This window comes from Niallia sp. MER 6, from assembly GCF_023714395.1.
Taxonomy (GTDB): domain Bacteria; phylum Bacillota; class Bacilli; order Bacillales; family Cytobacillaceae; genus Niallia.
In genome coordinates, this window is record NZ_JAMAUK010000023.1 from 46,241 (window position 1) to 68,241 (window position 22,001).

The 22,001-nt window shown below is 36.6% G+C and carries 25 protein-coding genes, 1 pseudogene and 1 riboswitch; of the genes and pseudogenes, 14 read left to right on the forward strand and 12 right to left on the reverse strand.

Going from position 1 to position 22,001, the window contains the following annotated elements:
• Positions 1-12 precede the first annotated feature (12 nt).
• The 5 genes from M3600_RS21240 (at position 13) to aroQ (ending at position 5,382) form a co-directional block, all read left to right on the forward strand.
• Positions 13-1,029 carry a LacI family DNA-binding transcriptional regulator gene (locus M3600_RS21240; protein WP_251647475.1) on the forward strand — a complete coding sequence of 339 codons (1,017 nt, stop codon included), beginning with the start codon at positions 13-15 and terminating at the stop codon, positions 1,027-1,029.
• Between the two features lie 517 nt (positions 1,030-1,546).
• The gene (locus M3600_RS21245; RefSeq protein WP_251647477.1) at positions 1,547-2,743 is read left to right on the forward strand and encodes an MFS transporter; all 1,197 of its coding nucleotides are present in this window, start codon (positions 1,547-1,549) and stop codon (positions 2,741-2,743) included.
• Positions 2,744-2,786: 43 nt separating this feature from the next.
• Positions 2,787-3,965, forward strand: coding sequence for an MFS transporter (locus M3600_RS21250; RefSeq protein ID WP_233315015.1), 1,179 nt, complete (start codon positions 2,787-2,789; stop codon positions 3,963-3,965).
• A gap of 48 nt (positions 3,966-4,013) precedes the next feature.
• Positions 4,014-4,913: a quinate/shikimate dehydrogenase gene (locus M3600_RS21255; RefSeq protein ID WP_233315016.1), complete on the forward strand. Its 900-nt coding sequence runs from the start codon at positions 4,014-4,016 to the stop codon at positions 4,911-4,913.
• A gap of 25 nt (positions 4,914-4,938) precedes the next feature.
• Complete coding sequence (aroQ, locus tag M3600_RS21260) at positions 4,939-5,382, forward strand: type II 3-dehydroquinate dehydratase (protein WP_233315017.1); 444 nt, start codon at positions 4,939-4,941, stop codon at positions 5,380-5,382.
• Between the two features lie 47 nt (positions 5,383-5,429).
• Here the strand turns inward: aroQ and M3600_RS21265 are convergent, their stop codons facing one another.
• On the reverse strand, positions 5,430-6,065 hold the full coding sequence (locus tag M3600_RS21265) for an NAD(P)H-dependent oxidoreductase (RefSeq protein WP_233315018.1): 636 nt from the start codon (positions 6,063-6,065) through the stop codon (positions 5,430-5,432).
• Positions 6,066-6,138: 73 nt separating this feature from the next.
• A complete protein-coding gene (locus tag M3600_RS21270; protein WP_233315019.1) occupies positions 6,139-6,456 on the reverse strand; it encodes a winged helix-turn-helix transcriptional regulator in 318 nt (105 codons plus the stop codon).
• A 378-nt stretch (positions 6,457-6,834) separates the two neighbouring features.
• On the opposite strand from M3600_RS21270, the pseudogene M3600_RS21275 reads away from it, so the two are divergent.
• The 4 genes and pseudogenes from M3600_RS21275 (at position 6,835) to M3600_RS29255 (ending at position 10,347) form a co-directional block, all read left to right on the forward strand.
• Positions 6,835-7,332: pseudogene (locus M3600_RS21275) on the forward strand (VOC family protein).
• An 18-nt stretch (positions 7,333-7,350) separates the two neighbouring features.
• Positions 7,351-8,547, forward strand: coding sequence for a DUF4085 family protein (locus tag M3600_RS21280; protein ID WP_251647479.1), 1,197 nt, complete (start codon positions 7,351-7,353; stop codon positions 8,545-8,547).
• Positions 8,548-8,743: 196 nt separating this feature from the next.
• Positions 8,744-9,835 (forward strand): low temperature requirement protein A, encoded by a 1,092-nt coding sequence (locus M3600_RS21285; RefSeq protein WP_233315021.1) that lies wholly within the window; start codon positions 8,744-8,746, stop codon positions 9,833-9,835.
• 86 nt (positions 9,836-9,921) lie between these two features.
• Complete coding sequence (locus tag M3600_RS29255) at positions 9,922-10,347, forward strand: PH domain-containing protein (RefSeq protein ID WP_251647481.1); 426 nt, start codon at positions 9,922-9,924, stop codon at positions 10,345-10,347.
• 35 nt (positions 10,348-10,382) lie between these two features.
• On the opposite strand, the gene M3600_RS21295 is transcribed toward M3600_RS29255, so the two are convergent.
• The 4 genes from M3600_RS21295 to M3600_RS21310 form a co-directional block, all read right to left on the reverse strand.
• A complete protein-coding gene (locus M3600_RS21295) occupies positions 10,383-11,114 on the reverse strand; it encodes an ABC transporter permease (protein WP_237942967.1) in 732 nt (243 codons plus the stop codon).
• Positions 11,107-12,030 (reverse strand): ABC transporter ATP-binding protein, encoded by a 924-nt coding sequence (locus M3600_RS21300; RefSeq protein ID WP_251647482.1) that lies wholly within the window; start codon positions 12,028-12,030, stop codon positions 11,107-11,109. Before M3600_RS21300 ends, M3600_RS21295 begins: the two co-directional genes overlap by 8 nt.
• A 67-nt stretch (positions 12,031-12,097) precedes the next feature.
• On the reverse strand, positions 12,098-13,075 hold the full coding sequence (locus tag M3600_RS21305) for a sensor histidine kinase (protein WP_251647484.1): 978 nt from the start codon (positions 13,073-13,075) through the stop codon (positions 12,098-12,100).
• Positions 13,029-13,733: a response regulator transcription factor gene (locus tag M3600_RS21310; RefSeq protein ID WP_251647486.1), complete on the reverse strand. Its 705-nt coding sequence runs from the start codon at positions 13,731-13,733 to the stop codon at positions 13,029-13,031. Before M3600_RS21310 ends, M3600_RS21305 begins: the two co-directional genes overlap by 47 nt.
• Before the next feature lie 127 nt (positions 13,734-13,860).
• Here M3600_RS21310 and M3600_RS21315 point away from each other — a divergent pair, with 127 nt between their 5' ends.
• The gene (locus tag M3600_RS21315) at positions 13,861-14,016 is read left to right on the forward strand and encodes a hypothetical protein (RefSeq protein ID WP_251647488.1); all 156 of its coding nucleotides are present in this window, start codon (positions 13,861-13,863) and stop codon (positions 14,014-14,016) included.
• Between the two features lie 29 nt (positions 14,017-14,045).
• On the opposite strand, the gene M3600_RS21320 is transcribed toward M3600_RS21315, so the two are convergent.
• A complete protein-coding gene (locus tag M3600_RS21320) occupies positions 14,046-14,399 on the reverse strand; it encodes a VOC family protein (protein WP_233315028.1) in 354 nt (117 codons plus the stop codon).
• A 174-nt stretch (positions 14,400-14,573) separates the two neighbouring features.
• Positions 14,574-14,655: riboswitch (cyclic di-GMP riboswitch) on the forward strand.
• Between the two features lie 117 nt (positions 14,656-14,772).
• Here M3600_RS21320 and M3600_RS21325 point away from each other — a divergent pair.
• Together M3600_RS21325 and M3600_RS21330 are read left to right on the forward strand one after the other, a co-directional pair.
• Positions 14,773-15,603: a methyl-accepting chemotaxis protein gene (locus M3600_RS21325; RefSeq protein ID WP_233315029.1), complete on the forward strand. Its 831-nt coding sequence runs from the start codon at positions 14,773-14,775 to the stop codon at positions 15,601-15,603.
• 241 nt (positions 15,604-15,844) lie between these two features.
• Positions 15,845-16,309: a C40 family peptidase gene (locus tag M3600_RS21330; RefSeq protein WP_251647490.1), complete on the forward strand. Its 465-nt coding sequence runs from the start codon at positions 15,845-15,847 to the stop codon at positions 16,307-16,309.
• A 70-nt stretch (positions 16,310-16,379) separates the two neighbouring features.
• On the opposite strand, the gene M3600_RS21335 is transcribed toward M3600_RS21330, so the two are convergent.
• Together M3600_RS21335 and M3600_RS21340 are read right to left on the reverse strand one after the other, a co-directional pair.
• Positions 16,380-16,856 carry a hypothetical protein gene (locus M3600_RS21335; protein WP_233315031.1) on the reverse strand — a complete coding sequence of 159 codons (477 nt, stop codon included), beginning with the start codon at positions 16,854-16,856 and terminating at the stop codon, positions 16,380-16,382.
• A gap of 179 nt (positions 16,857-17,035) precedes the next feature.
• Positions 17,036-18,016 carry a CgeB family protein gene (locus M3600_RS21340; RefSeq protein WP_251647492.1) on the reverse strand — a complete coding sequence of 327 codons (981 nt, stop codon included), beginning with the start codon at positions 18,014-18,016 and terminating at the stop codon, positions 17,036-17,038.
• A gap of 162 nt (positions 18,017-18,178) precedes the next feature.
• On the opposite strand from M3600_RS21340, the gene M3600_RS21345 reads away from it, so the two are divergent.
• Entirely contained in the window at positions 18,179-18,790 is a 612-nt protein-coding gene (locus tag M3600_RS21345) for a polysaccharide deacetylase family protein (protein ID WP_251647494.1), read from the forward strand.
• 25 nt (positions 18,791-18,815) lie between these two features.
• On the opposite strand, the gene M3600_RS21350 is transcribed toward M3600_RS21345, so the two are convergent.
• The 3 genes from M3600_RS21350 to M3600_RS21360 all read right to left on the reverse strand — a co-directional run bounded on the left by M3600_RS21350 (position 18,816) and on the right by M3600_RS21360 (position 21,162).
• Complete coding sequence (locus M3600_RS21350; protein ID WP_251647496.1) at positions 18,816-19,892, reverse strand: tetratricopeptide repeat-containing glycosyltransferase family 2 protein; 1,077 nt, start codon at positions 19,890-19,892, stop codon at positions 18,816-18,818.
• Positions 19,893-19,950: 58 nt separating this feature from the next.
• Positions 19,951-20,247, reverse strand: a complete 297-nt coding sequence (locus M3600_RS21355) for a hypothetical protein (RefSeq protein ID WP_251647498.1) — start codon at positions 20,245-20,247, stop codon at positions 19,951-19,953.
• Positions 20,248-20,373: 126 nt separating this feature from the next.
• Positions 20,374-21,162, reverse strand: coding sequence for a HipA family kinase (locus M3600_RS21360; RefSeq protein ID WP_251647499.1), 789 nt, complete (start codon positions 21,160-21,162; stop codon positions 20,374-20,376).
• Positions 21,163-21,384: 222 nt separating this feature from the next.
• On the opposite strand from M3600_RS21360, the gene M3600_RS21365 reads away from it, so the two are divergent.
• Entirely contained in the window at positions 21,385-21,972 is a 588-nt protein-coding gene (locus M3600_RS21365; protein WP_251647501.1) for an NAD(P)H-dependent oxidoreductase, read from the forward strand.
• The last annotated feature ends 29 nt before the right edge of the window (positions 21,973-22,001 follow it).

The window sequence follows — 22,001 nt, forward strand, 5'->3', positions numbered from 1 at the left end:
TAGATGGTGATTTTGTTGAAACAAAGAAAACGGAGGATTACTTTGCAAGATGTTGCTAAACATGCCGGTGTTTCGACTTCGACTGCTTCTTTAGTCATTCGCAACAATCCTCGAATTTCAGATGCTACTCGAAAAAAAGTATTAGATTCTATTGAAGAACTAGGATATGTATACGATCGAGTCGCAGCTAAATTAAGGTCACAAAGCTCTAAAATTATAGGAGTGATAGTGACGGATATATCGAATAAATTTATTTCCGAATTTTTAATAGGTGTTCAACAAACACTTGAGAAGATGGATTATACCGTATTACTGGGAACAACCTTTGATTCTGTGTTAAAACAAGAACGGTTAATTTCTACTATGGTTGAACATAGAGTGGATGGTCTGATTATTAATCCAGCATCAAAAAGCAACAAAAGCACAGTAAGTCAATTGAATCATTTAGAATTGCCAGTCGTGCTTGCAAACAGAGAAGTAGATCATGCGAATTGTGATTATGTTGGGATTGATTACATAAAGGGAACTTTCCTTGCTGTAGAGCATCTTTTAAAAAAGGGACATAAGCGGATTGCTTTTCTTGGAGGCATAAAGATGTCAACCACATGGAAAGACCGGATGAAAGGCTTTCAGGAAGCACATTCTATGGCTGGTTTAGAAGTGGATAAATCACTCATAATCGATGGTCTGCCGACGAGTGAAGGCGGCGTTCAAACAGTTTTAGAGGTGCTTAAAAACCCCGATCCGCCAACAGCTATTTTTTGTTTTAGTGATCTTGTTGCATTTGGTGTACTGCAAGGTTTAGGAATGAAGGGAATAACTCCAGGCAAAGATATTGATATTGTAGGCTTTGATAACATTCCTGAAGCGGAAATATATCATCCTCCGTTAACAACAGTCTCCTCCTTTCCTCGTACGATAGGAGTTAAAGCGGCGACGATTTTATATAATAAACTGGAACAGGACGATCCAATTCAACAACGAATTATCTTAAATCCAGAACTAGTTATTAGAGAAACATCTACATAATACTAATGAAGATAATAAAGCGGAGTATCCAAATTAAAGTTTTTTGGTGCTTTGTTATCTTCTGCATCCCCATATAGTGCGGTTTGGAGCTAGTTTCACACTTTGACACCTTGTTAATACAAAATTTAATTCTTGACTCTAAGTAATTTTAGGATTATTATAGGTACGTAAAGTAACCGAGGTTACTAAAAATAACTTTTTTTATTAGATCCTTTTGTATCTATAAAAAGTATTTTAGTAGAACGATGTACTAAAATACGTACAAGATTAATTTATAGGTGCAAGGAGATATTTTTTATCTATTTAGTAGAACGATATACTAAAAGAGAGGTGATAGAATTTTAAATTGTTATAAGATAAGGAATTTATTCTAATTAATTTAGTAGAACGATGTACTAAATAGGTTAATAAAGCTAATGAAGTAATCAGCTTGTAAAACGGTGATTTAACGTATAAAAACAAGTTGAAAACAAATAGTAATGGTTGTAAGCGTTTAACCTAAAATTAGGAGTATCAAATGAAACATAAACATTTAAACATGGCGCTAGGCTTGTATTTGAGTTATTTCCTGTTAGGAATGGTCAATATTATCTTAGCTTCCAATATGAGTTTTTTATCTGAGCAACTAAATGTGGAAAAAACCGATATCAGTTTGTTAATATCAGTCGTCGGGGTGGGGCACTTACTATCTATTAATATTTCAGGCCGATTTTCCGATCGGTATGGAAGAAAGCCGCTAGTGGTGGCTGCTGCCTTGCTGTATATGGTTTTCCTAATAGGAATCCCACTGACATCGCATTATCAAATTGCAATGGGACTGGCCTTTGTCGCAGGTATCTGCAATTCTTTGCTCGATTCAGGTACGTACCCTGCACTAAATGAAGCCTTTAATGAAGCTGCCGGAACAGCAACCGTTCTTTTAAAAGCCTTTATATCCTTTGGTGCATCATTGCTTCCAATAATGATTAACTTTTTTATCGTGCATGAACTGTTCTATGGATTAGTATTTTTTGTTCCTGCCTTACTGTTCTTATGCAATGGGCTGTTGTTAATGAAGGTTAGCTTTCCAAAAATCAAGGAAGAAAAGGTGTCTCAAGAAACTAGATCAGAGACTGCATCTTCGACTGGACCAAAGCTTTGGAAAGAAGGTGCTGCACTTATATTATTAGGATTTAGCTCTGTATCTTTATTTACGGTCGTACAAACATGGCTGCCAACATACGGACAAGAGGTTCTTCATTTAGACAAGATGAAATCAATTGGATTACTGAGCTTTTACAGTACAGGCGGGCTTATCTCCATTCTATTGCTTGCTGTCCTGTTAAAAAGAACGATAAAACCGATTACGGCCATAGTTATTCTACCAGCATTTGCGTTCCTTGCATTATTGTTGTTAATCATTAATAAAAATCCGACATTGATTGCTGTGAATGCCTTCTGTCTAGGATTGTTTATGTCAGGGATATTTCAGTTAACTGTTACGGTCATGATTGAACTATTTCCACATAACAAAGGAGTAAGCGTTTCGTATATAAGTGCTGCGGCGAGTATCGCCTTTATTGTAATCCCTTTCATTACGGGGCTATTTATCAAATATTTAGGAGTTTCCTCTGTGTTTGTGTTAGACCTTGTTATTGCTTTTATAAGCACGATTCTTGCTCTGTTTATATATATGCGCAAAAGGAACAAGCACAGCGAATTAATTTTAGAGTAATAATTTCTTATTTAAAAAAGCTTTTGTATTTAGGAGTGTAAAAATGAAAAATCCTTTTATCAAGTCATCATTTGGAATGTATATGAACTACTTTATGCTCGGCATGATCAATATTATTATCGCCTCCAATATGGATAATCTTTCGGAACGTTACGCAGTTTCTGTTGGACAAATAAGCCTGCTCGTTTCTGCGATTGGAATTGGGAAATTAATAGCCTTGTTTTTTGTTGGCCGTCTTTCTGACAAATTAGGAAGAAAGCCAGTCATTATAACGGCTAATTTCCTCTATCTTGTATTCTTAATTGGTGTTCCAACGACAACCAATTATATCGTAGCATTTATCTTTGCCATATCTGCTGGTATCGCCAATTCACTGCTTGATTCAGGGACGTATCCAGCTTTAACAGAGTCATTCCCGAAGAAAGCAAGCTCAGCGTCTGTGTTAGTGAAAGCATCTGTATCAATCGGTGCTACATTGCTTCCATTTATCATGGCAATCTTAGTAGCTAACGGTATTTTCTGGGGCTGGACATTCTTTGGACTTGGAGTGTTATATCTACTAACTGGTATTTACTTAATGTTTATGCCTTTCCCAAATCATAAAAATCTTACAAAAGCAGATGGTGCTGCTGAAACTGTGTTTAAAGCACAGCCAAAGTTTGCTGGGGAAGGAATTGCCGTTATTTTAATGGGCTTCACCTCAACAGCGTTATTTGTTGTATGGCAAACATGGCTGCCGCAGCTAGGTAAACAATTTATAGGACTTGATTCAAGCCAAGCAGTGCAATTGCTTTCTTACTTTAGTATCGGCGCACTTGTTTCCGTATTGTTACTCGCTGTTGTGTTAGATAAATTCATCTCGCCAATTATGGTGGCAATCGTTTATCCAATCGGTGCTTTTGTATCCATGCTTGTCTTATTCATGGTCAACTCTTACGGAATTGTTTTGGTTTGTACCTTCTTAATGGGGCTGTTTACATCAGGAATTCTGCAATTAGCATTAAGTATTATGATGAAGCTGTTCCCAGCAAATAAAGCAACTGCATCTTCGTATGTAAATATTGCTTCAAGTGCATCCTTTATACTTGTTCCAATCATTACTAGCAGTTTAGTAGGTTCGGCGGGAATATCGATGACATTAGTATTCGATATGGTCATCGCAGTAGTCAGTGTTCTTCTTGCTGTATACGTATTAAGCAGATTCAAAAAGATTTTTGCTTAATATTTAAATATAAAAATACAAATTTATGAAATAAGGGAGATTACTAATATGTCAAACGTACACGAAAAAAATATTGATGGAAAAACAAAATTAGTAGGCTTACTTGCTACACCAATCGGGCACAGTCTTTCACCACGTATGCATAATCTAGCATACACTTTAACAGATTTAAACTATGCTTATCTTGCTTTTGAAGTTGGTAATGATGAGCTTGAAGCAACAGTTAAAGGCCTAAAAGCAGCAGGGGCAGCAGGCTTCAATGTATCTATGCCGAACAAAATGAAAGTGTTAGAGTATTTGGATGAACTGGATGATTCGGCAAAATATGCTCGTGCCAGCAATACAGTAGTGAACCGTGACGGAAAATTAATTGGATACAATACAGACGGACAAGGCTATGTGAAGAACTTAATCGAACATGGTGTGAGCCTTGAAGGCCAAAAAGTAACACTAGTTGGTTCAGGCGGTGCGGCGACTCCAATTGCAATCCAGTTAGTACAATCAGGTATAAGAGAAATCAGCATTTTCGCTCGTAATGATGCTTTCTTTGTACAAGCTGAGGAAAATGTAGATTACATTAATAAGGAAATGAAGCAATTCGGCGTAAAAGCTAATCTGTTTCCACTAGAAGATAAAGAAGCATTCCGTCGTGAAGTAGCAGAGAGTGCAATTCTTGCTAATGGTACAAGCCTTGGCATGAAGCCGCTAGATCATTTAAGTATTATTGACGACACTTTAGATGTGCTACGTAAGGACTTAGTCGTAACAGATGTTGTTTACAACCCGCAAAAATCTAAATTATTGGCACAGGCAGAAGAAGCTGGCGCAACAGCAATTAACGGTTTAGGAATGATGTTATGGCAAGGTGCTTTAGGGTTTAAGCTGTTTACAGGTGTTGATATGCCTGTTGAGCAAGTGAAGGAAATTTTATTCGGAGACAATCAATAATTATAAACGATTGGAGAGAAAAACAATGAGCAAAAAATTCCTTATGTTACACGGCGTCAACCATAATATGTTCGGTAAACGTGACCCGAAGCAATACGGCACAATTACATTAGAGGAAATCAACAGCAATATTCAAAAATTAGCAGATGAGCTGCAAATTGAAGTTGAAACATATCAAACAAACCATGAAGGGGAAATGGTTGAAAAGATTCATGAAGCATTCCTAAATGGTATAGATGGTGTTGTGTTAAACGCAGGAGCATGGACACATTACAGCTACGCAATTAGAGATGCATTAGCTATATTGACTGTACCTGTAGTAGAAATTCATATGTCTAATATCCATTCACGTGAAGAATTCCGTCATACATCTGTTTTTGCAGATATTGCAACAGGTCAAATTTCTGGATTCGGAGAAGAAAGCTATGTGCTCGGTATTCGTGCAGCGGTAGCAGCAAGCCAAAAATAAATGAAAAGGCCAGATATGTTGATATCTGGCCTTTTTTATATGCTTATTTAAAAATTGGCAGCGGCCTCTTGTGCTTGAATAATAGCCTTTGCTTTAATTTCCTCTGCTTTTTCAGGAAATCGCTGCTGTCCCTCAATAATAATACTTTCAAAAGAGGACACTTCGAAGAAATTCATCATAACCTCTAAATAGCGATTGCTCATTTCATTCTTAGCTTCAGAGCCATGCGTGTAAATATCACCGCTCGATTGAATATGGAATGCTTTTTTTCCTTTTAACAGCCCTACAGAACCTTCTTTTGTGTACTTGAAGGTTTTTCCTGATACAGTCACTGCATCGATATATGTTTTCATAACGGCAGGAATGGAGAAATTCCACATAGGGTTCACAAAAACATATTTATCCGCCAGTAAGAATTGTCCTCCTAACTCTGCAAGACGGCCTGTTTTTAGTCTTTCAATATTGGAAAGCTGTTCGAAAGGGGTGCCTGCTTTTAGTTTTTCCCAGCCGTTAAATACATCTCTATCTAAATAGGGGATATCTGCTTCGTATAAGTCTAGGTGAACAATATGATCCTCTGGATGTAATGCTTTATAAGCTTCGATAAATTCTCGTCCTACTGCCATACTATAGGATGTTGTCTCATCATAGGGATTAGCTGTGATATATAGTATATTAGCCATTTTCTGCTCCTTTTTCGTCGATAAAAGTTTCATCATTTATTTACTTTCCATCTGCATGCAATTTTGTTGCTAACTAGTCACTCATCCAACTTTCACCCCATTGGCTTATCGGACCAAGAATCTTTCCTAATTCTAACCCTTTTTCTGTCAATAAGTATTCTGCTCGCACTGGCCTTTCGGTGATAATATGCCGAATCACTACTCCATGATCCTCTAATTCCTTCATTCGTTCCGTAAGCATGCGTTTGCTTAAATCCGGTATGATTTTGTGTATCTCACTAAAGCGCTTAGGTCCGCTTAACAAAACATAAATAATTAAGCCCGTCCATCTTTTTCCGATAAGTTCAAAGCTTTTTTCCACTTTAGGGCCTAATTGATGCTGTTCGTTCATTAACATATATCTCCTTCAAGATAGATTTCTTCGTTATTTATTATGATTTTTTATATTTATATTATAACTAATATTTGTGAGGAATTTAACAAATTAACATTATAGTAACTAAGAAAAGTAAAAACAGTATATGAAAGCGTGCAAAAATGATGCAGAGTATAGGAGAGTAATATCTGTCTTAGTTAGTAATGAAAAAGTTAGAAAGCAATAGAGCTGAAGTTTTTGAGTGCGATTTGCTAAATAAAGATTTTGAATTCTTGTTTACATAATAAAATTATAATAAATTTGTTTGAGTTCCTTGCTGAAATGAAACTTTACCATGCAAAAATACGTAGGAAGAGTTAACAGCAATAAATTAAACTTGTCAGGAGCGTACTCATGTCTACTATTCAAAAAATCACAGCAAATCTTTGGTTTAATACAGAGGCAGAAGATGCGGTGAGGCACTATACGTCGATTTTTAACAACTCTTCCATTGGCAAAATTACACGTTACGGTAAACAGCGTCAAATAATCAGCGGGATTTCCGAGGGAGATGTAATGACGATAAGCTTTACTATCGAAGGGTAGGAATTCGTCGCATTAAACGGTGGCAGCACACATAAATTCACGGAAGCCATTTCATTTATTGTTCATTGTGCAACACAAGAGGAGCTTGATTATTATTGGACTAAGCTGTCAGAAGGCGGCGATGAGAAGGCCCAAGTGTGCGGTTGGCTGAAGGACCGTTTTGGTGTATCCTGGCAAATAGTCCCAGTAAGTTTGAATGATATGATAGCAGATCCTGACCCGGACAAATCACAGCGAGTAATGAACGCTGTGATGAAAATGAAAAAAATTGACTTAAGTGTATTAGAGGATGCTTATACACAATAAAACGAGGAGTTGTTAACTATGTGGAATCTTACATTGGAGGCAAAAAAAGCTTTTACCCAATGTAATCTACTGCCGATAAATGAAACCGATGAGGAATGGGGAATGGTGTTATCGGAAGCAAAAGAAGAGGGCGAAGATATACATACAGCTTTAAAAGATGAACTGGAGGATGTGAAAGCAGAATTACAGGAAGTTTTGCCAAAGTTGTTTCTACCTTATTTGGAAGATGGCACATTAAATCAGCCTGATCTTCCTGCAACAGTCCGTGCTGATTATTTGCAATGGATAAAGGAGCAAGAAGAGAAATTTGAAGATATTTTAGATGCTGCCTATATGCAAACAACTGAAGCAGCTGCATCACTATCTTCAACAGCACAAGCGGTTTTTGCAGCAGGAATACATGATTTTGTGGTAGAGCGGTTGGAACGGAAGGGAAATGAGTTGCATCTTTTTGTTAATACAGAAGGAGGTTTTTCTACAGCTTCTTATATACACTTCCATTTTGAAAATATTACAGCAGAAGAAGATCCTTGTATGATTATGGCAGGACAATATATGCTATACAGTGAGTTAAAGAAAACGAAAGATGGTTTTGCTTTACGTGTGCTGCTTGACTGTCCTGAAACAGAATGGACTATTCATATGGAGAAAATAAATGCGGCATGTTATTATCGCCCAAGTATTTACACGCAATATAGAGCGGAGGAAAAGCTGGAAGATTTAGCATGGAATGACTTTGTGAAGCAGCTGAACGGAGAGCATTCATATTGGCTGATTACACAAGACATACTCTCACCTATTCAGTCCTTTACAAACAACGTTCAACTCGTAAATGGCAAGGTTGAATTCGAAAAAAATAAGATCATTATCACATCAAAAAACAGCCAATCACAATATAGCTTAGCTGAATACCATCTAGCTGATTTTCTTTATACCGATATTTATGAAGATCCGGACAGTCAGTCTAATGAACCGCTGGCAGTAGAAGAATTAGAAGCAGCAATCTTAGAAGGCAGTATAGAAATGCAAGTTCGTGCTTGGAATACCATTTATCATAACCCTGAAAAACATCTAGATTTAATCAATTCGTTATTATTACAAGTGGAAATTACAGAAGAAAATGAAATGCTGTTAAGTGTCTATCTAACATATTTTTATGAAAAAGATATATTAACAGATGAAGTAAGCAGGAAATATCAGTCCCTTCTTCTGTAAAACTTCTGAGGCTGCCTTTTGGCAGTTTTTTTGTAGTTTTGGAAGGAGGTGAAAACAATATATTACCTATTTATACGTTGCTTATTCTGTTAAAATAAGCTGTAGAGCATTCTTTATCTGAATATCAGGGGAATATTCTGAATCTTACATAAAAAAGAAAAATTATATTTTAAGGGGAATGAGGAGGAATTCTAAATTGCATGAAAAGAAAGTGACATGGTTAGAGCTTTTTTATGATTTACTGTTTGTTGCATCTGTTGCGGTCGCTACACATGTTTTGCTACATGTGGAAGACGGACATATACATACAGAATATTTGTTTAAATTTGTGCTGATATTTGTGCCGATTTGGTGGGCATGGGTAGGACAAACGATGTTTGTTAACCGCTTCGGACAGGATGCGTTTCATCAGCGAATCTTTTTAATTCTACAAATGTTTTTTGCGTTACTTATGACTTCAAGCTTATCGGTAGATTTTGATCCGTATTATCTGTCCTTCTTAATCGGGTATATTGGCTTAAGAGCTGTAACAGCTGTTCAATATTTGGTCGTGCAACGGATTGAAGAGGGAGACCGGAAGCTGGCAGCACAATTTTTCGGAAGATATTTCTGGATAGGAATAGCCGTTTCGTTATTGTCACTGTTTTTCGAGTCGTGGATTCGTTATGCCATCCTGTATGCAGGAATTCTTATCGATATAATTGTGCCGATATTAGGCCGTAAATATTTAGTTAAAGTACCTACAGACACAGGGCATCTTTTAGAGCGTTTCGGTTTATTTACAATTATCCTCTTTGGTGAGTCACTTGTCAGTACATTGGCAGTCATTCAGCCTACTCAAGGAGATTGGGAATCAATCAGTTTTGCGATTGGAGCATTTTTACTGATTATTGCGATGTGGTGGCAGTATTTTGATAACGTCGAGAAAAAAGTAGATAAATCCATCCAAACTGCCGGTCAAACAATCATTTATGGACATCTATTTATACTTATGTCATTAAGTGCAATTGCTGCATCCATCAGACTGATGGTTTTACATGAGATTGACTATCATTTTAGCTTATATTTCACCTTCGGATCTGTCTTGCTGTACTTCTTTTCGACTACATTTGTTTTCCATCAGTACAGACATGTGCATCATCGTCTAAAAATCTATCACTTAGGTTTGTTTTTAGGCATGCTGGCAGTGTTCTTTATTTTTAATTTACTTGTTCCTGTTTCGTCAATAGTAATAGTAGTGGAATTAACATTCTTTTTTATTGTTTATGCAAAGCTGACAACAACTTAAGAAAAAGCGTGATACCTATTCTTTTAGACTGCGATTTCTGCAGTCTAAAAGAATAAATAAACTAACTTTTCTCGGAGGTGACTTCAGTGAAGTTTAAGTCAAAAAAAGACTGGTGGTTAACCGTTATTATTTGGGGAGCATGTATTTTTGCTATAGGCAGTGGCATATATGGACTTATGGTAAAACCATTCAGTATATATGTGTTCATAATCGTTTTGCTTGGCGCCATTATTTTACCACTAATTATGCTGTGGTTTTGGCTGGCTACTTATTATGTCATCACAGACGACAGCTTAATAATTAAATATGGACCATTCCAGACGACCATACCGCTCCATCGTATACAATCTCTTAAGAAAACTAGAAATCCCTTATCAAGCCCCGCCTTATCCTTACAGCGAATTGAAATCTTCTACGATAAATACAGCTCTGTTCTTATCTCACCGGAGAAAAGGGAAGTGTTCATAAAAGTCCTTTCTAGCAAATGTCCTCATATGAAAGTCAGTAACTAAAGCGGAGAAATGCTCTTTTTCCCCGCCAATTAACCTTATAACTCCTGATTCTTGAAGGAATAGAAGGACATAAATAGGCCAACAATTGCACATATGCTTATAGAAGCATATGCTATACCGAAAAACACGTTTACTCCTGGAGCGGTTAACAATGCTACCGCAGACCACGGTACGATGCTGCTTAGTGTTTCCGGCCAGTATAACCCAGCAAATCCAATCGCACTGAAAATAAGGGAACATAGCAAAGAAGGGTAGAAGGTTTTCCTTTGCATAACAGCTATCCAAATGACAGGAGTGAGTGTGCAAAAGTTGTATACTCCGGTTTTTCCCACCATTTCTATCATTTCTGGGACAGATCTGCTCGAAGACTGACTGCCGTATAAGAAGTAAGCTCCAGCAAGAATAATGCCAAGATAAAGCAGGGTTATTATCATATGCCACACAGCCCAAACAATTATCTTTCCAGCCAGAAATTTTTCACGTTTAACAGGTGCGGTCATCGTATTGATCATTGTATGGTCACTATATTCTTTTTGAATCAGAAATGTCAGTAAAAAGGAGCTCAAGATTGGGTAAATAATTAACTGACACAATAAGGATTGGCTAAAGAGCCAAGTCATAACAGGATCATCAGGTGTTGTGCCTTTGTACTGGTAAAGGTCATCTGCAATGAGCAGGCATGGCAGGAGAAGAGCGAGACAAGTGCAAACTAGCATTAGTTTATTGCGACGAAGCTTCATGCATTCTGCAGCAAGAACATTAAGCAATGCCTGCACCCCCTGTAATTTTTTTGAAGTATTCTTCTAGATTATCATTGCATATTTGAATAGTAGAAACACCCACACCAGCTGTTACTAAGCGCTTATTTAGTTCTTCAGGATTTACAGTAGTATCGTAAATTCGAATAGAGTTGTCTGCTTCGACGGAATAGTCGGAAATAGCAAGGCTGTGTTCAAGAACATGTGCTGCCTGTGATTGAGATGAAACACAAACACGAATATACTTATTGTTCTTCTTTTCAAGCTCTGCCATTGTGCTTTCTTCTAGTAGAACACCTTTGTCAATAATGCCGATATCATCTGCCATTAAGGAAATTTCTGAAAGAATATGGCTGGATATAAGAATCGTTTTTCCATACTCTGTACTTAAGCTGCGGATGAAAGCACGAATTTCTGCAATTCCAATTGGATCAAGACCGTTTGTTGGTTCGTCTAAAATCAATAATTCCGGATCATTAAGAAGGGCGTTTGCTATCCCAAGCCGCTGTTTCATTCCTAAAGAATAGGCTGCAAACTTTTTGCTGTCATTATAAGGAAGGTCCACTGTTTCAAGGGCACGCTTTACTGCGTCTTTTTTTATCGTTCCTCTCAACCTAGCAAATATCTGCAGATTTTCCGTTCCAGTGAGATTAGGATAAAAGCCTGGAATTTCTACAATAGACCCAATCCTTGGGTACAGCTTACTTTGATTCTTATTAAGTGGTTGCCCGAACAAGTGAACTTCACCAGCAGATATGGAGGATAATCCTAATAACATTTTCATTATTGTCGTTTTGCCTGCACCATTCCTTCCTAGCAGACCGTAAACATGTCCTCGCCGTACATTTATATGTACACCGTCGACCACTGTATTGTTTCCATATTTTTTTGTCAGATTTTTCGTTTGAATAATATAATCGCTCAAATCATTCAGCTCCTTTCCTTACAAGAATAACAGGCTAACCTTGCTTAAACCTTGCCGTTAACTTGAATTATTCTTGTTTGCTTGAAGGGAGATGTAAAGGCAGCTCCATAAAAAAAGCTGTACCTTGCTTTAGAGTGCTCTCTACGGTTATCGTTCCTCCGATTCCTTTAACTAATTCCTTCACGATAGCTAGACCAAGTCCGTTGCCTTTCACACCACGAGCAGAATTTCCTTTATAAAGCCTATCAAAAATATGTGGTAAATGAGATTCAGCAATTCCAATCCCATTATCTCGTATTTCCGCATAGACATTACTGTTTTTTATGTAAATATGTATGAACAGAGAGGAAGCAGAACTATGATTCAATACATTTTGCAAGAGATTGTCTAATATACGTTTCCATGCTGTCTTATCTATTATCATATACTGCACTTCTTCTGGAATAGAAATAACATAGTCCATGCCAGCATCCTCCAGCTGAGGAATCCAGTCAGCCACTATTGTTCTTGTATATTCAAATATCTCCACTTCATCCAGTTGGTACAGCCGTTCACCTGATTCCAGCTTCAGCCATTCAAACAGAGTATCAATGAAATGATGGAGATCATGCGCTTTTGATAAGGATGTCTTCAAATAATGGTCTTTATCACTATCATTAACTAAACCTAGTTGTATTGCTTCAAGATAGCCGGTTAAAGAGGCTAAAGGAGTTCTTATATCATGGGACAAGCTTGTAACCAACTGCCGGTATGCTTTTTCAGATTGTTTATGGTGGACAATTTCATTCTTCGCATTAATAACAACTTCGTTTATTTTATAGCTTAACTCTGCAGCAATGGAATTTTCAGCAATAACGATACGCCTGTCCATATTTCCTTGCACCATCTCATCGACTACAAGGGTAATATCGTTCAGCTCTTTTTTTATACTACGTATGTAAATGAATAGGAAAATAACAATGAGCAGCAAAATAACAGAAAAAATAATAGATAAAATATTAACCATGATGATTAAACCGATAACCAACTCCGCGAATAGTTTCAATAAATAAGAGGCCTTTGGCGGGATTCTCAATTTTTTTTCTTAATTTACTAATAAAGGACATGATATTGTTATCATCAAAAGCATATTCATCATGCCAGACTTGATTGTATAACTGGCTTTTTGTGAAGATTCTGCCTTTGTTACAAGCCAAAAAATACAGCAAGTCAAACTCCTTTGCTGTCAGTTTCACAAACTCACTATCTATGAAAACAGAGCGATTGTCTGCATCGAAAGTAATAGTAGGAAAGGTTAATTTACTATTAAGAGCCTTCGAATCATGAGCGTTTAAAATGGTATTTCTCCTGATTAAAGATTCAATTCTGGCCAGAAACTCTCGAATACCAAAGGGCTTTGTTAAATAATCGTCTGCACCAAGCTGCAAGCCTTTCACTTTATCTGTCTCATCACCTTTAGCTGTCAGCATTAAAATGGGAATATTGCTGTTTTGCCTAATCTGTTCTAATAAACTAAAGCCATTAATATCAGGGAGCATCACGTCAAGTATCGCAACATGATAATGGCCGTTAAGGAAGAGGGATATGCCGTTCGAAGCAGTATGAGCAACATCTGCTTCAGTGCCAGCTGTGGCCAGACAATTCTGAAGCAGTTTGCAAAGCTCTGTATCATCATCGATAATTAATGCCTTATGAGTAGTCACAAGATCACTTCTTTCTATATTTACTAATTGTCATTTGTTTTTCCTCTAAAAAATTCCATATTTGGAGTTTGCTATAAATTATACGCAGATAAAGCATATGTATCAAGACAAGAGTATTAGGAGGAAGGTGAGGGTCTTTAAAGAATTCATTTGGTGTATAGCTGCCTTTGTTTTAGGCTTAATGGGTGTTGGCACAGCAACATGTTTCATGGGCTTTATCGTCCTCGTTTTTGTAGTAAAGAAAGTAAGCAGCTCAAATCCTGTTACAAATAACTCCGTTTGAAGAGATCAGCTAACCTGATCTCTTCTTATTTAACATTTACAAACCATTAAATGATTTCCATCCGGGTCTTTGAAAGTGAAATAATGTTCATGTTGAATGGTGGTAACTAACTCAATTTGTTTTTTTTCTGAGTACGCATATGCTGCCTTAATATCTTCTGTATTAAAATGAAATAATGGTGTATTAATAATGTTTCCTTCTGCGTATATTTTGCTGTCCAGCACAATGCCTGTTCCTTCCATTGGCAATACATACAGATGATCAAACAAGATTTCACCATTTGCAGGCAAACCTAAAAAGTCACAGTACCAATCTTTTGCTTTTTCAATATCGCTAACAGGGATAAAGATAGTTCCCACATGATTTTTTATAGGCCTGGTCATTCTACTCCTCCTTCAATAATACTCCTCTAAAAAAACTGCTTAGTAGTTTTACTTCCACATTATCAAGTTCTCATCCTTTAATAGGATAAAATATAGGAGTAATTTCCTATTTTAAACATTGAATTACAGCCGTTATAAATAGTAGCTGGAAATTAATTAGAAGTAGAATCAAACTCTAGAAAAAGGCAAACTTGTTGAAAGATAAGGACGCAAAACCACAGGTCTAAGGAAATTCTACGATGGCTGGGTTACCGAAGGGAGAATAACGATATAAATTGAAGAGACTGTGATTAATAAATATTAAAGCTGTACGGAACTAGTAGTATCTCTAAAAATTGTAATTAAAAACTAAATAGAAAAAGGAAGAACGAACTTGAACACAACTGGAGAAATCAACAAAAGTACTCAAGTGTTAGAAGCCAACTCTGTATTAGCAGCACTAGAATCTAATTTGGCAATTGTTGAATTTGATTTGACTGGTAAGGTCATTTGGGCAAACGAACATTTTGCAAATACACTTGGATATAGTGTGCATGCATTGAAAGACATGCTTCATAAGCAGTTTTGCACACAAGAATTGCAAAACAGCAGGGAATATGCACTTTTATGGGAAAACTTAAGAAAAGGCACTAAGTTCCAGGAGAAAATCCAACGAGTTGGCAGAAGCGGAAATTTATTATGGCTGGAAGCCACCTATATTCCTGTATTAAACGATAATGGGGAAGCAGCAGCAGTACTCAAAATAGCTACAGATATTACAGAGCGTGAAAACAAAACATTAGAGCTTGTTTCCTTATTAAAGAATCTTTCCTTAGATCTAGGTGAAATAGTCAGTGATAACGCTAAGGAGAATATGCAGGCGATTCAATCCTTACAGGAACAAACAGATTTAATTAGAGGACTGTCTAAATCCATTCAAAATATATCTTTACAAACCAATATACTCGCATTAAATGCAGGAATTGAAGCTGCACGAGCAGGCGAGCATGGACGTGGTTTTAATGTGGTTGCAACAGAAGTAAGGAAACTAGCTGGAAATGTGGAAGACGCTATTAAAAAAATCAACAGTAATATTGAAAATATAGCAACAGAGGTAAATAAGGTTAGTGAAGTCACCAAAAACTCTCAAGAAGTGGTAAGTTCCACGCAATCAGAGATTTGTGGGAAAATGAACGAGTTTGAAGGTTTAAATAATAGAGTCTAAACTACTTTCTTACAAAAGTATACCCGCCTTTTTAGGCGGTTATTTTTTTAGAATTGGCAACCCTTCCTTAATATTCCTCTATCATTTCAAAAACTAGCGAAATTTGTAATACTCGTAATATTTCTTAATGAAAGTGTAATGAGAATTCACTATATTTTTCTGAATATATTGATATACTAAGATAGTTAAAACGTCGAGATACATAGCCAATGGAAAACACATAATTTTGGAGGTTACCATCATGAAGAAGGCCATTATCGCAGTATTGGCAAGTTTAAGTTTACTCGCAGGAGTATTTATTCCGTCTCCACTTGATTCAGGAAAGGTAGAGGCTGCTTCTGCTTCCTATAAGGATAAAGCAGTTAAAGAAGGCAAAAAGGTAATAGGAACAAAATATAAATGGGGCGGCACGACAAAAGCTGGTTTTGATTGCTCAGGCTTTGTTAACTATGCGTTTAAAAAAGCAGGCAAAAGCTTGCCAAGAACTACCGCTGACCTATACAAAAAAGGTCAAAAAGTCTCTAAAAGCAAGCTGAAAAAGGGAGATATGGTATTTTTCCAAACCTATAAAAAGGGCGCTTCCCATGTCGGTATTTACATAGGTGACAATAAATTTATTCATGCAGATTCTACTAAAGGCGTAACAATTACAAGTTTAAGCAACAGCTATTGGAAAGCTAAATACTACAGTGCAAAGCGTATTTAAAACATAAATCATCAAACAGAGCAGCCACAGGATGCTCTGTTTTTTTATAGAGACTTTTAATGGAAAGTGGTTACTCTTTTTCTTCCTTAGGGAGTAAATTTAGAAATTTAGCAAGAGAAAGCAGTGTAGAAGACCGTTTTTCAAACAAATATTCTTTATTTGTGTACTCTTCCATCTCTGCTTTTATATTTTCTGGGATATATTCTTCTGGAATGAGGATCGAAACATGGGCTTTTATTTTTGGAATATCTAACTGATCGGAAAGGTAAGATAGATGATTTCCTTCCCCGGCAGCAGCATACTTCCCATTAGGAAGACGGACTAAGTGTAAATCAGCAAGCAATTTATCATCCCAGCCTTTTGTTTCAACAGATTTCTTTAGTTCAATCAGCTTCTCATCATTTTTAATCTCCTTTGGTGTATGGCTTAAGCCTATGATATCTCTAGGTGATACGGAAGTGACGCCATAATCAACCGTTACATACGGCTTATAAGGGCTGACCGCTTGATCAAAGAGTATCCACCGTTTTTTAAAGATTTTTAGCAATGGAAACACCTCCTGCTATAAAGCTATTTACTACGGAGCTATTTCATTCCAATAAAATCAAAAAGGACAGATACATGACCTCACAGCTTTCTATATGGAGTGTGTATACATACATTTCAGTGAGAGAGCGTTATTCTGTCTTTGTAATGCGAAAACCTACCGACAAGAGGGAGTTAGGATTATTTAATTATTCCTTCTTTAATCAGTGATTGGATAGCTTGTTTAGCTCTTTTCTCATAGGAGTGATTAGAAACAGTTTTATGTCCTTGTATTTTGATTTTTGTTCTTTCTTCTGGATGGTTCAAATAATAGTCGACTAAACTAAGCGTTTGCTGCTTGTTAGAAGATACAACCAAATCTTTTCCGGCTGTGAATAATTCTCTAACCCCCGGAGTGTCAGAAGTGATTAAGAAGCCTCCAGATCCTAAAATCTCATACGTACGTTGCGTAACCTGTGATTTGTAATTTTGCGGTCCGATGATTATTTTTGCACTATTGTACACTTTATAAGCATCTCTATATGGTAAATAACCATGAATCCAATCATTTGGGATATTTACGCCAAGTACATTGCCCATTTTATCCCAATCTGCTCCCCAAAAGTCAATGCGGATACCTTCCTCAACTAATGGTTTTATCAGAGTTTGCAGGGATTTATTCCGATAATGCTCAGGAGCTTCTGTAAGAATATGAGGATAGGCGTTTGCCACCACTACAATATCATAGATATTTTGAGCATTAGAAACAGGATAATGAATGCTGGGCTCAAAGCCGAAATCAAGATGAGCAGCAGGTATTTTTAGTTTCTTGTAGAAATCCACTAAACTTGTACTTAAGGTGAAAATAAAGTCTGGCTTCATTCTAGCGATCAGAGGAAGAGTAAAGTCAAGTGTGAAATGGGGATCCTCTACAGCCCAATATATATGTGGTATTCCCGAAGCCTTCACTTGTGAACTTATTAATTTCTGCTTCCAAGGACTATCATTTTCTTCAGACCATCCCTCAGTAAAAATAAGCTGAGGCCGGAAGCTCGCAATTAAATTAGGAATTGTCTTTTCGTCTATTTTTCCTGAAACCAAAACTTCATGACCCGCATCCCTGAACCCGGCTGCTAACCCATACATTAAAAGTTCATTACTATCAATAAAGAGTATTCTCAAAAGGAGTCACCACCAGCAATTTTTTATTAATATATGAAAAGATGGACAACCATGAAACGGCTTGTATGAAATAAATTTAAATATGGTACAAATGGGAAAAACATTGATAACAATTTGGCATATTTTATATATAAACTATTTTGCAAAAGAAAGGGGATAATTGTGGAAGCTGACTCTAAACGTTTTATCGCTTTAACATTTGATGATGGACCATCACCCTATACACTGGAGATTCTTCAAATCCTTAAAACACTTCAAGTAAAAGCAACTTTTTTTATCCTAGGTGAAAGTCTAGACAAATATCCTGGAATTCTTCAAGCGATAGTGAAGGATGGGCATACGGTGGCAAACCATACAATGAACCATCCAGACATTACTAAAATATCAAGGAATGTTTTGCTAGAAGAAATTGAAATTCTTAATCTGGAGCTCAAGAAAACTGCCAATCAAGATGTAAAGTTCTTTCGACCGCCGTATGGAGCGATTAATGAGGAGATTTACCGGACTATACATGAACTTGGACTAATACCAGTATTATGGGATATTGATACAAATGATTGGGATTTATCTCAGGAAGACCAAATTGAAGAACGTGTGATGGAAGGTATCAGAGCCGGGAAAGAAAATAAAATTGTTCTCATGCATGATGGAGGAGGGCCTAGGGAAAGGACAGTGCAAGCATTGCCTAGGATAATTGAAAATTTGCGAGAAAAAGGCTATGAGTTTTTAACAATGCAAGAGTACTTTTATAAAATTTATAACAGAAAAACATAAGTGTTTAGAAGAACAAACTCCTCCATTAATTTAGAGGAGTTTGTTTAATATGCGTTTCTAACAAATATTTATTTTCTATGATTAAACTGTTGGTAGGATTGAATTTGTGAGCGATTACAATATGCTGGTATGCTTTCTTGCTATTCCCCAGCATAGAGTGGCAAACGCATAACTGTAAATGAGGAATCCATGTAGAACAGCCATGGTAAATAATGCCGCCTTCATCTACTTCGGGAAGAATTGTCGCATATTGAAACCAATGAAGTGCTGTTTTGGGATCATCCTTTTGCAGGAAAAGAAATCCGAGACGACAACAGTCTTCAGAAAGGGGAAATCCACATTGAAATGTTTTTAATGCATACTCAACAGCATGGTCTATGTTAGACATTTGGGTATGGCATTCAGATATTTTGCGATAAGCAGTTCTTTCATCCTCCAGCCAATGATCTTCAGTCTGAATAAAATCCATATAGACAGGAATCGCTTCTTCATAAAAGCCATTATCATATAGTTCATTTCCATAATAGAACAGGTCGCGCGGCGTAAATGAAATTCCTTGATTTAGAAGGTTCTTGTAAATGAGCAAGTTCCTATTATGATTAAGGTGAATTCTTTTATGGCTAATGGTTATATCACTATGATAGATTTCTCCGCTCACATCTAGATATTCATGCACTGCTCCGTGCCATTTATATTGTTTGGAGCGTTTCACAAGCCTAAATTGCCTCAGGCTTGCTAAAACATTGCCTGCCTCATCAAAAGCGGCTTGGTATTTCATTGTGATTGCATCCACGGTTGATGGAAGTGTTTCTTTCAAACGGGATAACTTTTCTGTATCATCAAAGATGTCATCTGCATCCATAGTCAATATATATTCCTTGCTCGCATGTTCAAAGGCGAAATTTCTGGCAGCTGAAAAGTCATCAATCCATTGAAAATGGTAAATATTATTCGTATATGTCCGGGCAATTTCAATGGTGCGGTCTGTCGAGCCTGTATCTACAATAATGATTTCATCTACCATATCTTTTAAGGAATCTAAACATCTGCCGAGTGTGTTTTCCTCATTTTTGACAATCATGCATAAGCTAATTGAAATCATACGTTCCTCCATATAAATATATCTGCATCCCGTTATAGGATGCAGACAATCATGTTGTTTAGTCTTCAGGATTAATATACTGGTTGTACAAATCTTCAATCCATGTTTGATAATCTTGATCATTTGTCATAGGATTCTGATTCTGTGAAACTGTCATTCCGGCAACTCCGGTCATCCCAGTCATCCCAGTCATCCCAGTCATCCCAGTCATCCCAGTCATCCCAGTCATCCCGGTCATTCCAGTCATTCCAGTTAATCCGGTAACTCCCTTAAGACCTTTTAACTTGTGCGGAAGATGGTGTTTTTTATGGGGACCTTTATGATGCTTTGGAGGTTTTGGGGGTTTAGGTGGCATATTCATCAACTCCAATTTATAAGTTACTATAAAATATTACTTTAAGGAGAAAATTGTTCTAGGACAAACACTACAAAAATGAACTTTTTTCTTTTGCTTTTTGAGAATCTGTACATAAAAGCTGTATTAGAGTCTTGAAGAATTCCAAATCGGGAAGTAACTCCTTAAATCAGCAATTGTCTTCTTCATTTGTTGTTTTTTTATTATCAGATGGAACAGCAGCATTTTTACTTCTTCCTTTGAGACTTGCCAATCGGAAGGAATATCTTTACCAAATGCAGCGGCAATCTCCTCGTCTTTTATAGAATAAAGCTTATTTAATGCCAATCCGAAAGGGTCGGCGTTATCGATGAAGGGTACAAATTCTTCATAAGTAGACCCCCAGATGACATGATTGTTCCATGTATAATAGTTGAGACTTTCAATACTCCACTCAGGACCATAAAAGGCGTCAGCGTGATCAATAAATGCCAATTGGTATGGATTATTGCCGGTTAGCAATATGTTTTGTCGTTCTTCCCTTCGATCGTAATTCGATATCCAATTGTCGAACATAATAATTTCAGGGAGTGTGAAAGTATTATTACAATGGTAGAGCTTATCAGATGAATACATGCTTGCATTTTTAATAAGTAAACTTCCAAAATGAGGTCCTTCTTCAATAGCCATTCTTTTTAATAATTTTGGATCTTTAAGTTTCTTTTTTGAGAAGATAATTATTTTACCTGTCGCTATTGGGAGACCTAGAAGCTCGCCTAATCGATACGATACTAATTCATTGAATAACGATCTCTTTCCGTTTGGGTTTGACATCAATTTTACAATATACACATTTCCGTCACTGCACAGGAATAACTTTGCAGCCATTTCTCCTTCCTCAACATCTTTTATATATTCAACTGCATATACAGACATTTGCTTCCTCCTTTACAGCTATCGTGTATAGATCCTTATATTTTATTTGCTTATTTATAGTTGGTGAGGCGCAAAGCCCTAAGAAAAGAAAAACAAAATTTGTATAATAAACACTTTATTAAAAGATAAAAAAGGTTTTTATTGTTAATGTGAGAATATTAAAGGGATTACTGTTTAACGTGATAAGCTGAACAAAGTTTTATAACAGAAAGAGGTGTTCGAATGAAGATGTTAGTAGTATATACATATCCAAATCATAAAAGCTTGAATTATGCGTTCTTCCAACAAGTGCTGAAGGGGAGTAAAGAAAATAAAAACATTAAAGAAATCCAAGTTCTTGATTTATATGAAGAAGGCTTTAATCCCTTATTAGTGTTCAATGAACAAAAACGCAGGCGAGACATGCATATTGATCCGTTCTTAGAAAAATATAGGCAGCAAATGAAATGGGCTGATAAGTTGGTTTTTGTTTATCCGATTTGGTGGGGCAGACCGCCTGCCATGCTTTTAGGATATATTGACCAAATGTTTGCTTCTAATTTTGCTTATAAAGATAAAAAAGGGCTATTTCCGGAGGGGCTTTTAAAAGGAAAATCTGTTGTTTGTGTTTCTACCATGAAAGGACCTACTCATTATCCGCTCCTTTGGTTGAATAATGCTCATAAGATTCTAATGAAAAAGGCATTATTTAATTTTGTCGGAATAAAAAGAGTTAAATTCTTTGAACTTGGAAATATGGAGAGCAAAAAGGGAAAACAAAGCAAAAAGCTGCAAAAGGTTTATGACTATTTTAAAAGGATAGACAGGTAGATTTAAAGCATCCCCAAGAATTAATCAGC

Bases quoted from the DNA above. Each gene is read 5' to 3' on its own strand.
- M3600_RS21280 (WP_251647479.1), top strand. From the start codon at position 7,351: ATGTGGAATCTTACATTGGAGGCAAAAAAAGCTTTTACCCAATGTAAT.
- M3600_RS21365 (WP_251647501.1), top strand. From the start codon at position 21,385: ATGAAGATGTTAGTAGTATATACATATCCAAATCATAAAAGCTTGAAT.
- M3600_RS21320 (WP_233315028.1), bottom strand. From the start codon at position 14,399: ATGACCAGGCCTATAAAAAATCATGTGGGAACTATCTTTATCCCTGTT.
- M3600_RS21250 (WP_233315015.1), top strand. From the start codon at position 2,787: ATGAAAAATCCTTTTATCAAGTCATCATTTGGAATGTATATGAACTAC.
- M3600_RS21350 (WP_251647496.1), bottom strand. From the start codon at position 19,892: ATGATTTCAATTAGCTTATGCATGATTGTCAAAAATGAGGAAAACACA.
- M3600_RS21270 (WP_233315019.1), bottom strand. From the start codon at position 6,456: ATGAACGAACAGCATCAATTAGGCCCTAAAGTGGAAAAAAGCTTTGAA.
- M3600_RS21355 (WP_251647498.1), bottom strand. From the start codon at position 20,247: ATGCCACCTAAACCCCCAAAACCTCCAAAGCATCATAAAGGTCCCCAT.
- M3600_RS21265 (WP_233315018.1), bottom strand. From the start codon at position 6,065: ATGGCTAATATACTATATATCACAGCTAATCCCTATGATGAGACAACA.
- M3600_RS21255 (WP_233315016.1), top strand. From the start codon at position 4,014: ATGTCAAACGTACACGAAAAAAATATTGATGGAAAAACAAAATTAGTA.
- M3600_RS21245 (WP_251647477.1), top strand. From the start codon at position 1,547: ATGAAACATAAACATTTAAACATGGCGCTAGGCTTGTATTTGAGTTAT.
- aroQ (WP_233315017.1), top strand. From the start codon at position 4,939: ATGAGCAAAAAATTCCTTATGTTACACGGCGTCAACCATAATATGTTC.
- M3600_RS21330 (WP_251647490.1), top strand. From the start codon at position 15,845: ATGAAGAAGGCCATTATCGCAGTATTGGCAAGTTTAAGTTTACTCGCA.
- M3600_RS21360 (WP_251647499.1), bottom strand. From the start codon at position 21,162: ATGTCTGTATATGCAGTTGAATATATAAAAGATGTTGAGGAAGGAGAA.